14 protein-coding genes are annotated in these 20504 nt (G+C 46.3%); 13 read left to right on the plus strand and 1 reads right to left on the minus strand.

Going from position 1 to position 20504, the window contains the following annotated elements:
• The first annotated feature begins 407 nt into the window (after positions 1-407).
• From ACYVAA_RS01690 to ACYVAA_RS01740, 11 genes are all read left to right on the plus strand, one after another.
• Complete coding sequence (locus ACYVAA_RS01690) at positions 408-3758, plus strand: SusC/RagA family TonB-linked outer membrane protein (protein WP_460538284.1); 3351 nt, start codon at positions 408-410, stop codon at positions 3756-3758.
• A gap of 13 nt (positions 3759-3771) precedes the next feature.
• Positions 3772-5235 (plus strand): RagB/SusD family nutrient uptake outer membrane protein, encoded by a 1464-nt coding sequence (locus ACYVAA_RS01695; protein ID WP_460538285.1) that lies wholly within the window; start codon positions 3772-3774, stop codon positions 5233-5235.
• Positions 5236-5480: 245 nt separating this feature from the next.
• Positions 5481-6905: a sulfatase family protein gene (locus ACYVAA_RS01700; RefSeq protein ID WP_460538286.1), complete on the plus strand. Its 1425-nt coding sequence runs from the start codon at positions 5481-5483 to the stop codon at positions 6903-6905.
• Between the two features lie 5 nt (positions 6906-6910).
• On the plus strand, positions 6911-8047 hold the full coding sequence (locus ACYVAA_RS01705) for a glycoside hydrolase family protein (protein ID WP_460538287.1): 1137 nt from the start codon (positions 6911-6913) through the stop codon (positions 8045-8047).
• A 23-nt stretch (positions 8048-8070) separates the two neighbouring features.
• On the plus strand, positions 8071-9597 hold the full coding sequence (locus tag ACYVAA_RS01710; RefSeq protein ID WP_460538288.1) for a sulfatase: 1527 nt from the start codon (positions 8071-8073) through the stop codon (positions 9595-9597).
• 142 nt (positions 9598-9739) lie between these two features.
• Positions 9740-11380, plus strand: a complete 1641-nt coding sequence (locus ACYVAA_RS01715; protein ID WP_460538289.1) for an arylsulfatase — start codon at positions 9740-9742, stop codon at positions 11378-11380.
• Between the two features lie 111 nt (positions 11381-11491).
• On the plus strand, positions 11492-12220 hold the full coding sequence (locus tag ACYVAA_RS01720; RefSeq protein ID WP_460538290.1) for a FadR/GntR family transcriptional regulator: 729 nt from the start codon (positions 11492-11494) through the stop codon (positions 12218-12220).
• 27 nt (positions 12221-12247) lie between these two features.
• Positions 12248-12892 (plus strand): bifunctional 4-hydroxy-2-oxoglutarate aldolase/2-dehydro-3-deoxy-phosphogluconate aldolase, encoded by a 645-nt coding sequence (locus ACYVAA_RS01725; RefSeq protein ID WP_460538291.1) that lies wholly within the window; start codon positions 12248-12250, stop codon positions 12890-12892.
• Complete coding sequence (gene dgoD, locus ACYVAA_RS01730) at positions 12879-14036, plus strand: D-galactonate dehydratase (RefSeq protein WP_460538292.1); 1158 nt, start codon at positions 12879-12881, stop codon at positions 14034-14036. The genes ACYVAA_RS01725 and dgoD overlap by 14 nt, the downstream gene beginning before the upstream one ends.
• A 100-nt stretch (positions 14037-14136) precedes the next feature.
• Positions 14137-15459, plus strand: coding sequence for a GntP family permease (locus ACYVAA_RS01735; protein ID WP_460538293.1), 1323 nt, complete (start codon positions 14137-14139; stop codon positions 15457-15459).
• A 1-nt stretch (position 15460) separates the two neighbouring features.
• Positions 15461-16489 (plus strand): SMP-30/gluconolactonase/LRE family protein, encoded by a 1029-nt coding sequence (locus ACYVAA_RS01740; RefSeq protein ID WP_460538294.1) that lies wholly within the window; start codon positions 15461-15463, stop codon positions 16487-16489.
• A 278-nt stretch (positions 16490-16767) separates the two neighbouring features.
• Here the strand turns inward: ACYVAA_RS01740 and ACYVAA_RS01745 are convergent, their stop codons facing one another.
• A complete protein-coding gene (locus tag ACYVAA_RS01745; RefSeq protein ID WP_460538295.1) occupies positions 16768-17433 on the minus strand; it encodes an HPP family protein in 666 nt (221 codons plus the stop codon).
• 189 nt (positions 17434-17622) lie between these two features.
• On the opposite strand from ACYVAA_RS01745, the gene ACYVAA_RS01750 reads away from it, so the two are divergent.
• Together ACYVAA_RS01750 and ACYVAA_RS01755 are read left to right on the plus strand one after the other, a co-directional pair.
• A complete protein-coding gene (locus tag ACYVAA_RS01750) occupies positions 17623-18744 on the plus strand; it encodes a glycoside hydrolase family 88/105 protein (RefSeq protein WP_460538296.1) in 1122 nt (373 codons plus the stop codon).
• A 128-nt stretch (positions 18745-18872) separates the two neighbouring features.
• On the plus strand, positions 18873-20387 hold the full coding sequence (locus ACYVAA_RS01755; protein ID WP_460538297.1) for a sulfatase: 1515 nt from the start codon (positions 18873-18875) through the stop codon (positions 20385-20387).
• Positions 20388-20504: the final 117 nt, after the last annotated feature.

Below are 20504 nucleotides of genomic sequence, written 5' to 3' on the forward strand. Positions count from 1 at the left end.
GACTCAAGAATCAAGTATCAAGTATCAAGAGGCAAGTACCAAGTATTAAGATCAGAGTAAAGCCTAAAAAATCAAGAGTAAAGACAATTTGACGATGGAGAGGATGATAAATCCCCAATATCAATGGCTCTGACAAATAAATCCCGAACAGCGGACTCAATAACTTAATACCTCAGTAGCCAATAACTTAAATAACCCAATAACTATTTTATCCAATAACCTAACCCTAATTACCATGAAAAATCCCGATTCAAGCTAAAAAAGAGGCAGATAGGATTCTGGGGAGAATGCTACCTGCCCAAAATGTTCCTGTCCTGAACTTTGGTCGGTACAGACAGGATGCTTAAGCAGTTTCACTTAAACATTTTAAAACTATGCAAAAAAAAATACTGAGACAACTAATAGTGATGTCTATAAGATTATTATACGGCTTTCTCATTCAGCTGGTCTTTTGTACGGTACTGCTGGCCAATACCACAAAGGCACAGAGAAAAAACATCGAGGACGTTTATGTTGATGTCCGTTTAGAAAACAAGTCTCTAGGGGCCGTGTTCAGGGAAGTGGAAAGAAAAACAGATTTCAGGTTCACCTTTGATGCGAATTCCATCAATACTTCCGAAAGGGTAGTGGCAGATGTGCACAATGGATCTGTCTATGATTTATTGGTAACCCTGGCCCAGCAGACCAACCTTAGTTTCACCCAGATCAATGACAATATCCATGTCAGTGCCAAGGGGGAGGAACAAGCGGTGGAAATAAAGGCACTCGCCGAAGTAACCATAAGGGGAAATGTGGTTGATGAGACAGGAATGCCCCTTCCCGGAGTGACCGTCAAAGTGGAAAGCAGCGGTAAAGGGACCGTAACGGATCTGGATGGTAATTACCAAATCAGTGTAGAAGAAGGGGAGGTCCTTACCTTTTCATTTATAGGTTTTGTCACCCAAAGGGTGCAAGTAGGTAATCAGACGGTAATCAACATGGAGATGAAAGAAGATACCCAGGCCCTGGAGGAAGTAGTGGTAGTGGGCTACGGTACTGTGAAGAAAAGTGACCTTACCGGATCAGTGGTCTCCCTGAAAGCCGATGACCAAAATCAAGGGGTAAACACCTCAGTGAACCAGCTCTTGAAAGGCAAAGCGGCCGGGGTAAATGTGGTGCAAAACAGCTCTGAACCGGGCGGTGGAATCTCCATCAGCATCCGGGGAGCCAGTTCCATCAATGCCGGTACTGGCCCATTATATGTCATTGATGGGCTTCCTATCGATAACTCCTCTCTGACCACAGGATCCGGTGGCAGTTACCCTACTTCAAGGACTCCTTCCAATCCTTTGGCGGCCATCAATCCCAATGATATCGAATCCATCGAAATATTAAAGGATGCCTCTGCTACCGCCATCTATGGAGCTAGGGGAGCCAACGGGGTCATTTTAGTGACTACCAAAAACGGAAAAAAAGGCAAGATGACCGTCAATTATGATGGCTATTACGGTGTACAAAATGTGGCCAACCGTTTGGACGTTCTTTCAGCAGAGGAGTATCAAATGGTGATGAACGGCATCATTGATGATGGAGGAGGAATAGCCGACCAACGTGTGGATGCTATTATTGACGGTGGCACGGATTGGCAAGATCAGCTCTTCCGAACCAATGCTCCTGTAAGCAACCATAATCTTTCCTTTTCCGGGGGAAGCGAAAGCACCAATTACTTTGCTGCTTTGAATTATTTCAGCCAGGATGGTGTGGTCAAGAGTTCCGCTTTTGATCGGTACAGTGCCCGGTTAAACCTGGAAACCAAGTTTTCGGACCGTTTGGATGTGGGGATCAACCTGAACACGAGCTACAGCCAAAACGATCAGGTGCCCGCTCAGTCCTTTGGGGTCAATGAGGACAATGGGGCGCTTTATGCAGCCTATAACTTTGATCCCACCTTGCCTATTTATGGCGATGATGGCCGTTATACCATTTCTCCTTTTATATCCATTGATAATCCCTTGGCTTTGGCTTATGGCAAAAATGCGATGATCAACCGCTACCGGACATTTGCGATAGCGTTTGCCAAATACAAAATCCTGCCTTCACTATCTGTGAAACTGAATGTGGGAACCGATGTGACCAACCAGCGAAAGGATGTGTATGTGGACCGTAGCACCAAGGATGGACTGGCCAATGGCGGTATTGCCACCATTTTTGAAAACCGTCAATCCAATTACCTTTTTGAAGGAACGGCCACTTACGATAAGACCATCGACATTCACCATATCACCGCTTTGGCCGGGGTGACTACCCAGCAGTTTGGATTGACAACCCAAATCAGCCAGGGCAGGGATTTTCCTTCAGATGCTACCGGTACACATAATATAGGTTTGGGAGATCCAACCAGAAGGGAAATCAACAGCTTCAAATCTACCAACAGTTTACTTTCTTATATGGGGCGGGTGAATTACGGATTAAAAGACAAATATTTACTTACGGCGACTTTAAGGGTAGACGGGTCTTCCAAATTTGGGGAGAACAATAAGTTCGGATATTTCCCTTCTGCGGCTTTTGCCTGGAAGATGATGCAGGAGCCATTTATGAGCAATGTGGGCCTGCTGAGCACCTTGAAGTTCAGGCTTAGCTGGGGGCAAACAGGAAATCAGGAAATCGGAAATTATCTTTCCATCAGTACCTTTGGTCCGGGGCCCGATGCGGTTTTTGACGACCAAAAAGTGACCACCACGGATCCTTCCCGCTTGCCCAATCCCGACCTGAAGTGGGAAACCACCGAACAGTGGGATGCAGGCTTTGACTTTGGTATCCTGGAAGACCGTATCTATGGTAGCTTCGATTATTTCTACAAAAACACCTACGATATGCTTTTGGCACTTCCTGTGCCGACTTCCACCGGATTTACTTCCCGTCTGACCAATGTGGGGAGCATCAGGAACTCAGGTGTGGAAGCAGCGATCACCTCTGTCAATATGGATGGGGTATTCAAGTGGAGTACCACGGTCAACCTCGCGACAGTGAAAAATGAAGTGACGGATTTGGGGGGCATCGACCGGATAGTGACCGGGGGGGCCGGTTTTGCCAATCAGATATCGATCATAGAGGAGGGAGAGACCTTAAATTCTTTCTATGGCTATCAGGTGGATGGCGTTTGGCAGGAAGGGGATGATTTTGATCAGACAACCGATCCTGTGGCTCCGGGAGACCTGAAGTTCAGGGACCTCAACGGTGATCAGACGGTGAACGCGGATGACCGCATGATTTTGGGAAATTCATTTCCGGATCTTACCTATTCCATTGCCAATACCTTTGATTATAAAGGATTCAGTTTGTATGTGTTCTTTGAGGGAGTAAGTGGGATCAGTATGCTCAATAACAACCTGGTGGATACCTATTTCCCGATCAACTTCAGGCGTAACAAATTTGCGGAGCCTTACCTTAACCGATGGACACCAGAAAACCCGTCCAACGTTTATCCTTCCTTTGTCAATCCTACTGCCCAGGGGCAGAAGGAAGTTAACTCCTATACCGTGCAGGATGCTTCCTATCTCAGGCTGAATACCCTGACCTTGAGTTATAATATCCCTATGCAGAGCAATACCTTCCGCAATGCCCAGGTATATGTGACAGGCACCAACCTATGGACCATCACGGATTACGATGGGGTGGACCCGGCGGTAAACCCTAATGGCAATGCCATTTTCAGGATTGATTATAACGCCTATCCTACGGCGACAACCTTCTTGCTGGGAGTGAAACTTGGATTTTAAAACGTTTAGAGAAATGAAGACATTGAAAATATTACGATATAAAGCATTGATGCTGTTGGTTTTGATGGCGGCATCTTGCGTGGACAGCCTGGATGAAGAAGTGTTTTCACAGCTGGCCCCGGAGAATTTCCTGACGACACAAGAAGGGATCAAATCGGTATTGGACGGGGCCTATGCAGAGGGCTACCTCAACGGGTATTCCCATCACAGTGTGAGGAATATTGAAGAATGGTGTACGGACATTGAGTGGGAAACAGGTGGAGGAGAGAACCGTACGGCAGTTTTGATGATCAACTTCACCTGGGATGCTTCCGTGGGCTGGATGTACGGTGATATGTGGCAAAAGCCCTACCGTGCCATTAGAAATGCCAATGTGGTACTGGAAAACATCGAAAACACGGTGATGGATGAAGGAGAAAAAGTAGTTTATAAAGCAGAGGCCAGGTTTGTCCGCGCCTTAAGTTATTCTTTCCTTTATTCCTGGTTCGGTCCAGTGCCCTTGAGAAGAAGTACTCAGGATGAGTTGGAGCTTCCCCGGGCAAGTGCAGAAGAGATGGAGCAGTTCATAGAAGCTGAATTGTTGGCCGTCATCCCTGATTTGCCAGAGCCGGGCAATGAGCAGGCCTATGGCAGGGCCAATAAAGGAGGAGCCAGGGCCCTGCTGGCCAAATTCTACCTCAATACCAAACAGTGGCAAAAAGCGGCAAACATGGCGCAGGACGTGATGGACATGGGGGACTATGGCCTTTACCCTGTTTATGCAGACCTGTTCAAGGTCCAGAATGAGCGCAATTCGGAATATATTTTGACTTATCCCCAAATTTCCAATACCCCTGGATGTAACTATATCAACGGGGCCTTCCCCGGGGGATTTGCCTCGCATCCTGCATCCGGACTGACCTTCCAGAGTTCTTGGAGAAACTGGGCAGCCCAGTACCGTTTGTACGACAGTTTCTATAATTCGTTTGAGGCAGGGGATAGGAGAATGGACCTTATCATCGATAGCTATGTCAATAATAATGGTCAGACGGTTTCCCTATTGAACAATAACAATACCCGCTCTTTCAAATATTGGCCGGATCCCAGTGCTTCGGGTAATGACCATGGAAATGATGTTCCCGGAGTGAGGTATGCCGATATTTTGTTGACCAGAGCAGAAGCATTGAATGAACTAAATGGACCCAATCAGGAATCGATCGACCTGATCAACCTGGTGAGGGACAGAGCAGAAGTAGGCCTGTTGAGTTTAACCGACTTTAACTCCAAAGAAGCGCTTCGGATGCATTTGCTCGATGAGCGTGCCTGGGAGTTTTACACGGAGGGAAAACGAAGGGAAGACCAGATCAGAATGGGAACCTTTATTTCCTCAGCGCAGGAAAGGGGAATCTCCAATGCCAAACAGACCCATGTATTATTTCCCATCCCCCAAGCAGCCATGGATGCCAATGCCAATTTGGTGCAAAATGAGGGCTATTGATGAATGATTGATTTTGGGGTTTCCGGATGGCTTCGGCATGAAATGAGGCCATCCGGTGTTCCAAACTGCTTTTCAACAGGACTTTTGGAGAGAATGGGCCTCCATCTGACGGAAAATTTATAATAATTGGAAAATTACTTACATCCCATGGCCATGGATTTTATGATATTCACCCTCCATAAGACCCTTAAGTGGATGGTGAGATAATGGATCACCATCCAATTTGAATGAACTAAAATAACCTGATGACTAATACTGTTCTTTTATTTGATTATAGAAGAGGCCATCAACCATGGTGGTTTTTTTTCGGATTTTTCCTTCTGCTGAGCCTGCTTTCGGTGACTGGCCTGAAAGCAAGACAACAACCCAACATGATCGTTTTTCTTGCGGATGATTTGGGTTATGAAGATGTGTCTGTTTATGGAGCGGAAGTGGTCAAAACCCCCGTGCTTAAACAACTGAGCGAAGAGGGAATGACCTTTACCAATGCCTTTGTTGCCTCACCCTCCTGTGCTCCTAGTAGGGCAGCGCTACTTACAGGCCTAATGCCAGCACGAAATGGTGCGGAAACCAATCATTCTTATCCGGATAATGGGATTCCCTATCTGATCGAGCACTTAAAGGAAAAGGGGTACAGCGTTTTTGCCTTTGGAAAAGTGGCCCATTATGGGGGAAATGAAAAATGCGGATTTGATTTTCATCATGATGAGCAGGTGAATCTCTATCGCAACATCCACCAATATTTTGATTCTACCAAGGTAAAAGGGCCGGTATGCATTTTTGTCGGTGACCGAAGACCACATGTTGGCTGGACCAAAGCGATGGACTATGATCCTGAAGAGGTGGATCTGCCGGATTACTTTATCGATACGCAAAGTACACGGGAACACCGCTCGCGGTATTATACTGATGTGACCGGTTTGGACAATGAAATGGGAGAGGTACTGGGGTATCTGGATAGCATGCTGGGAAAAAACACCTTGACCCTTTTTACCAGTGATCATGGCGCCCAATGGCCTTTTGGTAAGTGGAACCTTTATGAGGCAGGTATAAGGACGCCTTTGATTGTCAAATGGCCCGGTAAAATACAGCAGGGAAGCCGGACAGCTGCCATGGTTTCATGGGTGGATATTTTGCCCACCTTATTGGATGCTGCTGAGGCGGAAGTCCCCAAGGGGCTGGACGGAGAATCTTTTTTGCCTGTTTTGACGGGCAAATCCGACGGATTAAGAAAAGTGATTTATACTACCCATTCAGGTGATGGAAAGTTTAATGTTTACCCCATGCGCAGCATTAGGACCGAAGGCTATAAGCTGATCATCAATCTGGTGCCCAGCGCTTACCATACCAACCATTCAGACATCCTCCGCAAAGATGGAGCAGGAGCTTATTGGGATTCCTGGGAAGAAGCGGCCAAAAGTGATCCAAAAGCTGCGCTTATCTTCCATAAATACTTTCAGCGGCCTCCAATGGAGTTCTATGATCTTCAGGAAGATCCTACAGAACAGGTCAACCTGATCGAAATGCCGCAGCATCAAGAAAGAATAAGTGAGATGGATGGGCAGTTGAGGAAGTGGATGGATACGCAGGGAGATGAAAGGAAGCTTTACCGTACTCCTTATTATTTGAGGGCTCCCAAGCCCAATGCACAAACGATTACCAATTTCTAATAGACATGAATTTACCAAAAATAACCATTGCCCTGTTTTGTATTTTGCTTGCCTGGAACTGCTTTGGCCAGATGGGCAAAGAAGAAGCCTTTGCCCGTCACAATAGGGCGATTTACCTGAAAGACGGTTGGATTAGAGATCCTTATATCCTTTTGGATGCGGATGGATACTATTATTTAACGGGCACCACGCCTCTGCCCGATGATCCGCGTGAACAAACGGAACCTTATAATACAGGCCTTGATGCCCAAAACCAGGAGCTTTTTGGAACCCCAAGCATCGTAGGACATAAGGTCAGGGTGTGGAGAAGCAAGAACCTGTTTGATTGGGAATATCTGGGTGAGCCATTCGATCTGGCGGACGGTTACTGGGTACAAAAAATGCCCGGTAAATTGAATGAAAAGCCGGCCAGTGATTGGAGGTTGTGGGCACCAGAGGTGTACCATGTCAACGGCCAATGGATCTATGTCCATACTTCCCCGGATCCCGTTCAGGGAGGAGCCAATCTGGCAATTGCTGAAGGCAAGGACATGTCCGGAGCTTTTTCTTTTCCCATGGGGGAGGATATGCGTTTCAAGCATGACCCCAGTTTATTCAAAGATGATGACGGTACCTGGTATTTACTGTGGGGAAATACTTCTATTGCGCCTATTAAACCCGGTTTTGCGGGGCTGGCGGCAGCACCCAAACGCATTGATCCTGCTGATCGACAAATTGGCCACGAAGGAGCTACCATACGAAAGATAGGGGACAAATACGTTCACTTTGGCACAGCATGGTCTACCGATAAGATGAGAAAGGGATCTTATAACCTGTATTACTGTACAGCAGATAAGGTCACCGGGCCATACGGGCCAAGAAAGTTTGTCGGTAGATTTTTAGGCCATGGTACCCCTTTTCAGGACAAAGAGGGGAGATGGTGGTGTACCGCTTTTTACAATGGAAACGTGCCTCCTGTGAACAGGGAAGGGGTGGAGAAAAGAGACCTCGGAGAAACCGCGCAGACCATTAATGCGCAAGGGACCACCATAGTGCCGCTTGAGGTGAAAATTCTCGGAGATGGGGACGTTTACATCAGGGCCAAAGATCCGGCCTACGCCAACCCAGGGCCAGATGAGGCCCAACAGTTTGAAATGAAATAAGAAAATTAAAACAAAGGTATAGAATGAATAAAATGAAGGTGATGCGAAACTGTTCACTTAAGTTTTGGGGGCTTTTAGGGGCATTGTGCCTGATGATTTCCAGCGTAGACGCCCAGCAAAGCAAGGATAAACCCAATATCCTGCTGATTCTGGTGGATGACTTGAAGCCTAACTTGGGAGTTTATGGAGATGAGCATGCAATCAGTCCCCATATTGACCAGTTGGCCAACAGTGGGATGCGGTTTGATCAAGCCTATTGTAATCAAGCGGTTTGCGTGTCTTCCCGATACAACTTGATCTTGGGATCCAGATCGACCAGCACGGGGCTGTATGATTTTGGCAAGGAATTTAGGGACGTCATTCCCGATGCGGTGACCATGCCCCAGTACTTTAGGGCGGCGGGCTATCATGCCGAATCCATGGGAAAAGTCTTCCATATTGGCCATGGAAATACCAATGACGATGCTTCGTGGAGTATCCCCCACTGGAAGGAAAAGGTGATTGAATACGTCGATCCTGAGAGCACCAATGGGCAGCTGACCCGGGAAGAGGCCTTTTTTGAAAACACCCCCATGTATATTAAGGACACTCCCCCTAACCATGAATTGCCCCGGGGGGCAGCCTGGGAAAGCCCTGATGTGACGGATGAAGCATATGCGGATGGCCGCGTGGCACGGCATGCCATTGACCGGTTGAGGGATCTCAGCAAGGATAAAGACCAGCCGTTTTTTATGGCGGTAGGATTTGCCCGGCCGCATCTTCCTTTTAGCGTTCCCAAGAAGTACTGGGACATGTATGATCCTGAGTCCCTTCCTTTGGCGGATTTTGAAAAGGGCCCAGCAGGAGCACCAGAATTTGCCGTAAAAAGAGGAGGGGAGATCAACCAGTTCTTTCCCATTCCAACAGGCCAGGACTTATATGAAAAGGACCTGCAAAGAAAACTGGTCCATGGTTACTATGCCAGCCTGACCTATATGGATGCTCAAGTGGGTAAGGTGCTCAAGGAACTGAAGAGATTGGAGCTGGATGAAAATACGATTGTGGTCTTGTGGGGAGATCATGGCTGGCACTTGGGAGACCATGGCATTTGGACCAAGCACACCAATTATGAACAGGCCAACAGAATTCCCATTATCATCAGGGCACCGGGAGTGACCAAAGATGGGGGACATACCAGCCAATTGGCAGAAACCGTGGATATCTATCCTACCTTGGCGGCTTTGGCCGGGTTGGAAAGGCCCGAGGGGCCACAACCCATCGACGGGATCAATTTAATACCGGTATTGAAAGATGGAGATCAAATGATAAAAGACCATGCTTATCATGCGTATAACCGAGGGGGATATTTGGGGGAGGCGATTAGAACGGATCGGTACAGAATGGTCAGGTGGACGCATATGAGAGATAAGAATGAAAAGGTGGTCTATGAGCTTTATGACTATCAAGAAGATCCGAAGGAAACCAAAAATATGGCAGAAGAAAAGCCTGCTGTGGTAAAAGAGTTGGAAGCCAAGCTGGCCAAGTATCCCAAGGCGAAAAGGCTTCCTTGAGAATCAAAGGGGCATGGTGAGAGATGGGCTGTTTTAATGACGAAGTTTTCATTCTTCTTGATCCAAATGTAGCAATCAAGAGAAAGTATTTTGTTTAACTGAAAAAATCAGGGATAAATAACCCGTTGAGAAAATAACCGACATGATAAAGAATAAGATAAGTTTTTGGTTGGTAGGCCTTGCCGTATTGAGTTTTGGCTGTAGCGCAAACAAATCCACTGAGACAGGCCATAAAGAAAAACCCAATATTATTCTGATCATGTCAGATGATATGGGGTATTCGGATTTAGGCTGTTATGGAGGTGAAATCAATACGCCGAATTTGGACAAATTGGCCAGCAATGGTTTACGCTTCACCCAGTTTTACAATACTGCCCGCTGCTGTCCGACCAGAGCCTCTTTGATGACCGGTCTGTATCCGCACCAAACAGGGATCGGCCATATGACCAATCCACCCCAGAGTGAAGGGCACGATTATCAACTTCCCGGCTACAGAGGGGCATTGAACGAACAGACGGTTACTTTGGCAGAACTGCTTAAGGATAATGGCTACCAAACCTTGATGGCCGGCAAATGGCATTTGGGGATGAGTGAAGAAAGCATGTGGCCTTTGCAGAGGGGCTTTGATAAGTTCTATGGGATTTTGGCCGGTGCCTCCAACTATTTTGAACCCAAGTTTCCAAGGGGCATTACCGAGCAAAACGATACGGTATCCATTAAAGATGGCAATTTTTACACCACGGATGCATTTACGGATAAGGCCATGGAGTTTATTGCCAAAAGCCAAACCAAAAGTGAAGCCCCCTTTTTTCTGTACCTCGCCTACACCTCCCCCCACTGGCCCATACAGGCACCCAAGGAGGATATAGATAAATACCGGGAAAGGTATTTGGAAGGATGGGGAAAATTACGTGAGGAGCGGCACGAAAGGATGCTCGAGATGGGGCTTATAAAAGAAGAATGGCGCCTCTCTCCACAGGACTCCAAAAGCTGGGATGTTTTGAGCGAAGAAGAAAAGGAGGAAATGGCTTTGCGCATGGCCATTTATGCAGCACAGGTGGATAGGATGGATCAGAATATTGGTAAACTCGTCGGTTATTTGGAAGCCATCCATGAACTGGACAATACAATTATCCTCTTTATGGATGATAATGGGGCATGCGCAGAGGGCGGCCCCATGGGAGGAGGTCCTGCTAGCCAACTCGAAACCAAGGAAGGATACTTTCTTACCTACGGCCAATCTTGGGCAAATGCCAGCAATGCTCCGTTTAAGGAATATAAGCATTGGATACATGAAGGAGGCATTTCATCCCCCCTCATTGTGCATTGGCCCAATGGAATCAAAGAAGATAGAAAAGGAAGCACGGTAGGTCAATCCGGTCATTTGCCGGACATTATGAAAACTTTCATGGATTTGACCGATGCGCAATATCCGGATCAGAAAAATGGAATGAATTTGCCCCGTCCTGCAGGAGAAAGTTTATTGCCGCTGATAAGCGGGGAAGGGACCATGAAGCGTCAAAAGCCGCTTTTTTGGGAGCATGAAGGAAATAAGGCCGTGAGGATGGATAATTTCAAACTGGTCATGAAATGGAATAATCAAGGACCTCAAAAGTGGGAACTTTATGATATGGTTTCGGACAGAACCGAGCTGAATGATCTAGCTGAAGCCATGCCCGAAAAGGTATCCGAAATGGCGGAAGTATGGGAGCAGTGGGCCCGTGAAAACCAAGTGGAGCCTTGGGATAAAATCCAGGGGATTCTGAAGACTAAAAGGCATTGAGTTTTTATTCCATCGGCATTGATCATACTTATGAGCAATGCCTTTCCTTTTTTTGGATAAATTTGTATGATGTATGACAAATTTATATATTGAGCAAAATACCAATGAGTTATGTTTCAACAGATCGGTCAGAAGAAATCTTTAAGCCAGCAAATTGTCGAGGAGATTACACGCTCTATTCGGGAGGGGAAATATTTGCCAGGCCAGCAGCTGCCGACAGAAAGTGCCCTCTGTGAGATTTTCAAGGTAAGCAGGACAGCAATCCGAGAGGCGATCAAAATATTGAGTGCCCAAGGTTTGGTAGAGGTAAAGAAGGGCAGTGGAGCCTACGTCTCTGAGGTAAGCGTGCAGAATGCGCGGGAAATTATGAACATGTTTTTTGAGCTTTCTTCGGATACCGATATGATCCTGCAGACCATCGAAACCAGGCAGCTGTTGGAACCGCAAATCGCCAAAGAAGCAGCCCAAAAACGGAAGGAGCAGCATGTCCATTTGCTTCAGAAAAACATGGGGGCCATGCGGAAATGTCCCCTTGATAATAAGAAAAAGGAAGCGGAACTGGACAATGAATTTCATCGGATTATATTATCGATTACGGGGAACAAGGTGCTTGAATTGCTGTTAAGCCCTGTTTTTAACCTGATGCCCAAATTCAAAGTCAATGTTTTTGCCAAGCCGGCAGAGGGGGATTTGGAAGAAGAAAAAAAGACCATGCTCGAGCACCATGAAAATATTCTAAAAGCCATAATGGACCAGAAACCAGAGGCCGCTGCAGCAGCCATGGAAAGGCACCTGGAAGCTACCAGAAAGAACTATATCCGTTTAATCGATAAGCTTTAAGGAGAGAAGATACTTCAAATCGGAATTATGAAAAGAGAAGAAATAAAAGATGTTATTATACGGGAGAAGCTGATCGCCATTGTCAGAACCAAGGAGCCAGGAAGTGTTGAAGCCATCATTGATGGGCTTGTGGAAGGGGGAGTGAAGGTGTTGGAAATCACTTCCAATACCCCGGATTTCGAAAAGGCCATTCAGGAAAGCAGAAAACGGCATCCGGAAGTATTGGTGGGTGCGGGAACCGTGACCAATCAGTTTATTGCCCTCAAAGCGATAAAAGCGGGGGCGCAGTTTTTGGTGTCCCCCAATGCCAAAACCGATTTGGTAAGGACGGCCCATGAAAATGAAATCCCCATGGTTTTGGGAGCTTTGACCCCCACAGAGGTGGCTGAGGCGGTGGAAGGGGAAGCTGATATAGTGAAGCTTTTTCCTGCCGGGAATTTTGGAATGGGTTATTTGAAGGCCATTATGGGACCTTTTGATGAGCTGCCTTTTTTTGCCGTTGGAGGAATTGACCTGGAAAATATCATGGATTGGCTGGAAGCAGGTGCAATGGGAGTGGGAATTGGCAGTGTTTTGACCGGTAGCTCACAAGAAAAAGGCCTTAAAGAATCTGTAGCCCAAAAGGCCAGGGCATTTGTAGAAAAGATAAAAAACCATCATGCAAGAGCTTAAAATTGAACGCGTAGAATTGTTTAAGGTGCCGCCCCGTTGGCTATTTGTGAAAATCACGACCAAGTCGGGCTTGGTGGGTTGGGGTGAGCCGGTAGTGGAAGGAAAAGCAGGTACCGTGGCTGCCTGTGTAAAAGAACTGGAGCAATATATCATCGGAAGGAATGCCAATGAAATCGAGGATATCTGGCAGGTACTTTACCGTGGAGGGTTTTATCGTGGAGGGCCTATCCTGATGAGTGCCATTTCCGGTATAGACCAGGCCCTTTGGGACATCAAAGGAAAGCACCTTAAAGTGCCGGTGTATGAGCTCTTGGGTGGAGCTGTCCGGAAAAAAATGAAGATGTATTGTTGGATAGGGGGAGACCATCCTGAAGTGGTCCTGGAACAGGCGGAAGAAAAAGTAAAAGCAGGATACAAGGCGGTAAAAATGAATGCCACCGGGGAAATGGAATGGGTGGCATCCATGAAGGATGTGAAAAAAGTCGTCGATAATATCAAGCTGCTTCGTGAAACTTTTGGCTATGATCTTGACATAGGGCTGGATTTCCATGGCAGGGTGCACAAGCCCATGGTGAAGCGATTGATCGATGAATTGACCCCCTATGAACCGCTGTTTATTGAGGAACCTGTTTTGGCTGAAAACAATGAAGCATTGAAACATATCTATGCCTATTCCTCCATTCCCATAGCCACAGGGGAAAGGATGTTTTCCAGATGGGATTTTAAGGAAATCCTTCATCAAGGGGTGGTGGATATCATCCAGCCGGACCTGAGCCATGCCGGTGGAATCTCAGAGGTCAGGCGCATAGCTGCTATGGCCGAGGCCTACGACATTACCTTGGCTCCCCATTGCCCGTTGGGCCCTATTTCCCTGGCCTCCGCACTCCATGTGGACTTTGTTTCCTCCAACGCGATCATTCAGGAAAGCAGTCTAGGGATCCACTATAACAAGGGCTTTGATTTGTTGGACTATGTATTGAATCCTGAGGTCTTTGATCTGGAGGATGGTTATATCAAGCTGTTGGATAAGCCGGGACTGGGTATTGAAATGAACGAAGAAAAACTTTTGGAAGGGCAGAAAATCGGCCATAACTGGGCCAATCCCATTTGGAGAAATGCCGATGGAAGTTTTGCCGAATGGTAGCCCTGTGAAAAGAGCTTCTGTGATCGGTAGTCCAATAACCCAATAACTTAATAACCTAGTAACCTAATAACTAAATAACCAATTAACCCAATAACCAACCATGACCTATTTGATTGCCTTAGTAATCTCCCTGATACTATTGGTATTAGGAATCGTAAAATTGAAAATCCACCCTTTTTTTATGTTGCTCCTGACTTCGTTGGCCTATGGTTTTTTGTCAGGAATGCAGGCAGATCAAATTGTGGAAGCGATCAATAGTGGCTTTGGGAATATCTTGGGAAAGATTGGTTTGATCATCCTTTTTGGTGTTACCATAGGAACCATTTTGGAAAAATCCGGAGGAGCCTTGGTCATTGCCAACCGTATTTTGGAATGGATCGGGAAGAAGTCGATCCATCTGGCCATGATGCTGACCGGGTATTTTCTGTCCATACCGGTTTTTGCGGACAGTGCCCTGATGATGATGAACCCCTTGAACAAAATGCTGTCCAAGAAAGCCGGGGTTTCCTTTGCGGGCACCACGGCTGCCTTAGCCATGGGATTGACAGCCTCCCACGTGATGGTTCCGCCCACACCCGGACCCATTGCTGCGGCAGGCATTCTGGGGGCTAACTTAGGAGATGTGATCAGTTGGGGGATTTTGGTCAGTGGCTTATCTTTATTTACCTGTTACTGGTATGCTACAAAAGTGGCCGATAAAATCCATCTTCCCATTGTGGTAGAGGTGGAGGCGGATAAAGGAGATGAACCCCCGCTTTGGAAATCGTTATTGGCCGTGGTGATTCCCTTGCTGTTGATTTTGATTAAATCCGTTTTGGAATATCCCTCCATCGACCTGGCCCCCTCGGTTGGGAAAGCATTGTTTTCCTTCTTGGGCACACCGGTCATCGCCTTGTTTGTCGGGGTGTTGCTTTCATTGACCCTGCCCAAGAGTTTGGATGAAAAGGTGTTTTCTTCCACAGGTTGGATAGGCGAATCCATTAGGCTGGCAGCGCCTATTATTCTGATCACCGGGGCAGGAGGGATCTTCGGTACCATGCTGCAAAACTCCGGTATAGCCGAGGTGATCACCGGCAGCTTTGAAGGGGCCAGGTGGGGATTGTTTTTTCCCTTCCTTCTGGCGGCCTGCCTTAAAACGACCCAAGGTTCCTCTACGGTGGCTTTGGTAACTACTGCTTCGATATGCGCTCCGATGTTGCCCCTGTTGGGCCTGGATAATTCCTTTATGCAGACCATGACGGTATTGGCCATAGGGGCAGGTTCTTCCGTGGCCTCTCATGTCAATGACAGTTTTTTTTGGGTGCTGACCCAGTTGACCGGTATGAATGTCAAGCAAGGTTATATGGTACAGACGGCAGGAACCTTTATATTTGGAACTACTGCGATGTGCTTAATCTTTATCATCACCTTAATTTTCGCTTAAAATGAACCTTAAATCGATTCTAACAGGAAGTACTTTGCTTGTCTTGGCAGCTTGTGGTAAAACCAATCATTCCAAGCAGGAAGAAACAGGAGTGGTAAAGGAAGAAAAAAGTCCCTTTTCAATTGAAATCTTGGACAATGAGGCTTTGGAACTCATGGAGGCCGATGCTGAAATCAAGCGTATGGCCAGTGGTTTTAGCTGGACTGAAGGGCCGCTTTGGATGGAAGAGGGGGGATTTTTGCTGTTTTCAGACATTCCCAATAATAAGGTGTACAAAATGACCACCGCTGGAGATACTTCTACCTTTTTGCATCCTTCGGGCTATTCGGGAGAGGGAGATTACAGCAATGAGCGTGGCTCCAACGGCCTGCTGATCAGCTCAAAGGGTGAACTGATTTTAATGCAGCATGGAGACAGGAGAGTGGCAAAAATGGAGGCACCCATTTCAGATCCCAAGCCACAGTTCAAAACCTTGGCAGAGGGATATCAGGGAAAGCGGTTCAACAGTCCCAATGATGGGGTGTTTGACAAGGAGGGCAATCTGTACTTTACCGATCCCCCGTACGGATTGCCATCGGGATATGCGGGTAAGGAACTGGATTTTCAGGGAATCTATTGCCTCAAGCCATCGGGAGAACTGCTGCTTTTGGACAGCCTTTCCCGTCCCAACGGCATTGCCCTTTCTCCAGATGAACGGCAGCTATATGTGGCGGTTTCGGATGAGGGGCATGCGGTGTGGTACCAGTACGTTCTTGATCAGCCCGGAAAAGTCAGCGGTAAAAAATTGTTTTATGATGCTACGACTTCGATTAAGCAGGGGGAAAAAGGCTTACCTGATGGGATGGAAGTTCATCGGGAGGGTTACCTTTTTGCGACCGGCCCTTCAGGAGTCTGGGTCTTCAGCCCATCGGGAAAAGTTTTGGCCCGAATCCATACAGGGCAGTTGGTTTCAAACTGCACCTTTACTCCTGATTACAAATGGCTTTACCTGACTGCTGATGATGATATTTTGAGGGTTTCCTTGAAATGAGAATCTACATTTTTTATAGAAGATTGGGCATAAATGGCCAATTGCTCCGAATAGGAAAAAATATCAAGTGAAACTGTTGACGCAAGTAAGGTGGAATAGAAATGAGTTGTATAGGTTTTATCTATCGTTTTTATAAACTGATAGATAGGGAAAAAGAATCAGCGCATATCTGCGAGATTTGCGGGAAATTATTACGGTACCTAAAGCTAATAGTAGAATATTACAAAATTCTATATACCAAAATATTAGCAAAAGGGGATAGGGTAAAATAAGTTTGGTTATTCTATCCCCACTGCTCTTTTGAAGTTCAACACATACTTTTTTCTTCTGCTCATATAGGGGGAGACTTTGGGGTTATAAGGGTAATGCCTTTCCTTGGGGAAATTGTTGACCAAAAGGGCAAGGATTAACAGGATAAGGGCGCCGGTGAAAACAGGGCTCAACACATAAATATAGCCCAAAGCTTTGATCTTTTCTGATCCTATCACCGCAATAAGGGCAGTAGCTCCTCCTGGAGGGTGTAGGGCTTTCAGCATTTGCATGGCAATGATGGAGGTGGCGACTGCCACCGCGCAGGTAAGCCAAAAGATGTCCAATTGTCCGATTGTTTTTAGAACGGTCACCCCGATAAATGCGCTTACGGTATGGCCAAGAATAAGGTTCCTGGGTTGGGCCAAAGGGCTGTGGGTAGCTCCATAGACCAATACCGCTGTTGCACCAAAAGAACCGATAAGAAATACCTGATCCATTGATGCAAAATCATGCATTTCGGACTGGATGAAACCTATGCATCCTATACCTAAAAAGGCACCGATAAACGTCCATAAATGGTCTATCGGATTCAGTATGGTTTGTCTGTAAACCACATACTTGGCCTTCCTGTACCCTCTATTTAGCTGCTTCACTTCGAAAAATTTGTAGTAGTAACCTATATTCTGCCACAAAAATAGGAATGGTTTTACAAAAGTCTATAAGATGGGTAGGGAATATAGTTAAAAGAAGTAGAGGGAATTTATACCAGGTTTTTTATTTTTTAGGACTTTTGTCCTTTTTTTCGAACGGTTGCTGTGTTTTGGCCAAAATATAGTATACTGTGCCCCGATAACAATAGACACCTATAACAGTATTTATCCATGAAAATTTTTCATCAGACCAAAGCAGTTTTGATGTTTCTGTCTTTGGTCCTTTTTAGCCTGAATGTATCTTCCCAAACCATCAATCCAACGGATGTCAAAGCCTCAATGAAGCGGGTGGCCGATTGGCAGATCAAGAATTTTAAAGGAGGCCACCCTGGCTATTTGAAGGCCCATCATCCATTGGACTGGACCAACGGAGCACTTTATGTGGGGATGGTCAAGTGGGCTGCCATGGCGGAAGATGATACTTATTTTGAATGGCTAAAGGCAATCGGAGAAGAGGCCGAATGGAAGCTTTACAAAAGGAAGTACCATGCCGATGATCACACGGTGGGGCAGCTGTATGCTGACCTTTATCTCAAATACAAGGAGGAGAAAATGCTGGATCCCACCAAAAAGCAATTTGAATATATCATGTATCATCCGGCGGTAAGTTCCCTGGAATGGAAAACGCCTTATCATCAAGACCGATGGAACTGGTGTGATGCGCTATTTATGTCCCCACCTGTATGGGCAAAACTGTATAATTTGACAGGTGAGCAGAAATACCTGGACTTTATGGTGTCAGAATTTAAAGCCACCACTGACTTTCTTTTTGATGAAAAGGAGGATCTCTATTATAGGGACCAAAGCTATATGGGAAAATTGGATAATGGCACCAAGATATTTTGGTCCAGAGGAAACGGTTGGGTATTTGCCGGGCTGGTCAATATTATGAATGAACTGGAGCCTGACAGCAAGTCCTACAAATATTTCCTAAAAATCTATAAAAAGATGGCCAAGAAGCTGCTTGAAATTCAAACTCCAGAGGGGCATTGGGCGATGAGTTTGCTGGGGCAGGACTATTACCCTACCCCCGAAACCAGTGGCTCTTCCTTTTTTACCTATGGATTGGCCTGGGGAATAAATGAAGGCATCTTAGCTGCTGAGCAGTATGAGCCGGCCGTAAGAAAAGCTTGGAATGCAATGGTCACTTATGTCACAGATGAAGGAATGCTGGGGTATGTGCAGCCCATAGGAGCAGCTCCAGGAAAGGCTTGGGCAGATAAAACAGAAGTTTATGGAACAGGCGCCTTTCTGTGCGCAGGTTCAGAAGTGTACCGGTTGTATTCTAAGTAAGCTCCTGCACAACGAGTTGGAGGTTGAATGGCTTCAGGTAGGGGAGAAAGGATTTATCCCTAAAGGAATAACTGAATCGAATTTGGTTAACCGCAACATTGCGTGCATACCTTAATTATAAATGTTTTATGCTTGACCTAAAAATGGGCTTTCGAAAGCTCATCAAGTCTTTTTTACCTGTAACCGTTATTGCAGGTAGTGTTAGTTTGCTGGTAATCAGTTGCAAAGAAGCGGAAAGAACTCCTCCCAATATACTGTTTATTGCTGTCGATGACCTGAGGCCTGAGTTAGGCTGCTATGGAAAAGCTTATGTGCACTCCCCCAATTTCGATCAGTTGGCGCAAGAGAGCAGCCTTTTCCAAAACCACTTTGTGACCGTCCCCACCTGTGGGGCTTCGCGATACAATTTATTGACGGGACAACTGCCCAAAAGTCAAGGGGATTTAAGCAATCAGGTGGCAGTGAAAAAGTTGGCGGGAAAACCGGAAGGAGAAGTTCCGGAAACTTTCGTGCATCAGCTAAGGAGAATGGGGTATTACACGGTGGGGATTGGGAAAATCTCCCATCACCCTGATGGATATGTTTATGGCTATAATGAGCCCCAAAGTGAGCAGCTGGAACTGCCCCACAGTTGGGATGAAATGCTGCTGGATGCTGGAAAGTGGGACACAGGGCACAATGCCTTTTTCGGCTATGCTGATGGCAGCAACAGAAACGGCATGAACAAGCAGGTAAAACCTTATGAGGCTGCTGAGGTTGGGGATGAGGGCTACCTTGATGGACGGACAGCTAATCTGGCAATCAATAAATTAAGAGAGCTAAAGGCCAAGGACAATGGAACGCCATTTTTTCTTGGGCTAGGTTTTTTCAAGCCCCATTTACCCTTTAATGCCCCCAAGAAATATTGGGATTTGTATAATGAAAAGGATATTCCTTTGGCGCCTTTTGACAGTATCCCCGAAAATAGTTCAAAGGCCAGCCTTATTGCAAGCGGGGAACTGAACCAATATGCTTTGGGCGAGGAAAAGGCGGGATTAGACCACAAGGTCTCCGATGCCTATGCCCGAAAATTAAGGCATGGCTATTTGGCAGCGGTGAGCTATATCGATGCCCAGGTAGGGAAAGTATTGGATGAACTGGAATCGCTTGGCCTGGATGAAAATACCATTGTGGTGGTCTGGGGCGACCATGGCTGGCATTTGGGGGACCAGATGATGTGGGGAAAGCATACGGTGTTTGACAATGCCTTAAAGAGTGTCCTGATGATCAAAAGGCCAGGGCAGCAAGGGCAGCTCATTGACCAGATCGTCAGTACCAATGATATCTATCCGACCATAATGGAGCTGGTAGGACTGAAGGCCGATTATCCTTTGGACGGGGAGAGTTTTGTGGGATTGATGGATGAGCCCTCTACCCAAGAATGGAGGAACACGGCCTACAGTTATTTTAACAGGGGAGTTTCCTTGAGAACAGAAGATTACAGGCTTACCCAGTATTTCCGAAAGCAAGCTCCTGTTTTTGAGCTGTACAATCATCAAGAAGATCCTTTTGAGACGGTAAATATTGCAGAGGCACATCCGGAGATAGTTGAGGAATTGATGCCACTATTGGAAAGGGGGAATACGGGGTTGTATGAAAAGTGATGCTTTAAAACCACCAAAGCGGAAGAGAAGAGATAGAGAATAAGGGCCTTTTTGTGTCCATTTTACAATTAATTTCATAAAGAAAACTTCATCAATTGATAATCTTTTAAAGAAGTT

It is taken from the genome of Echinicola sediminis, assembly GCF_054777495.1.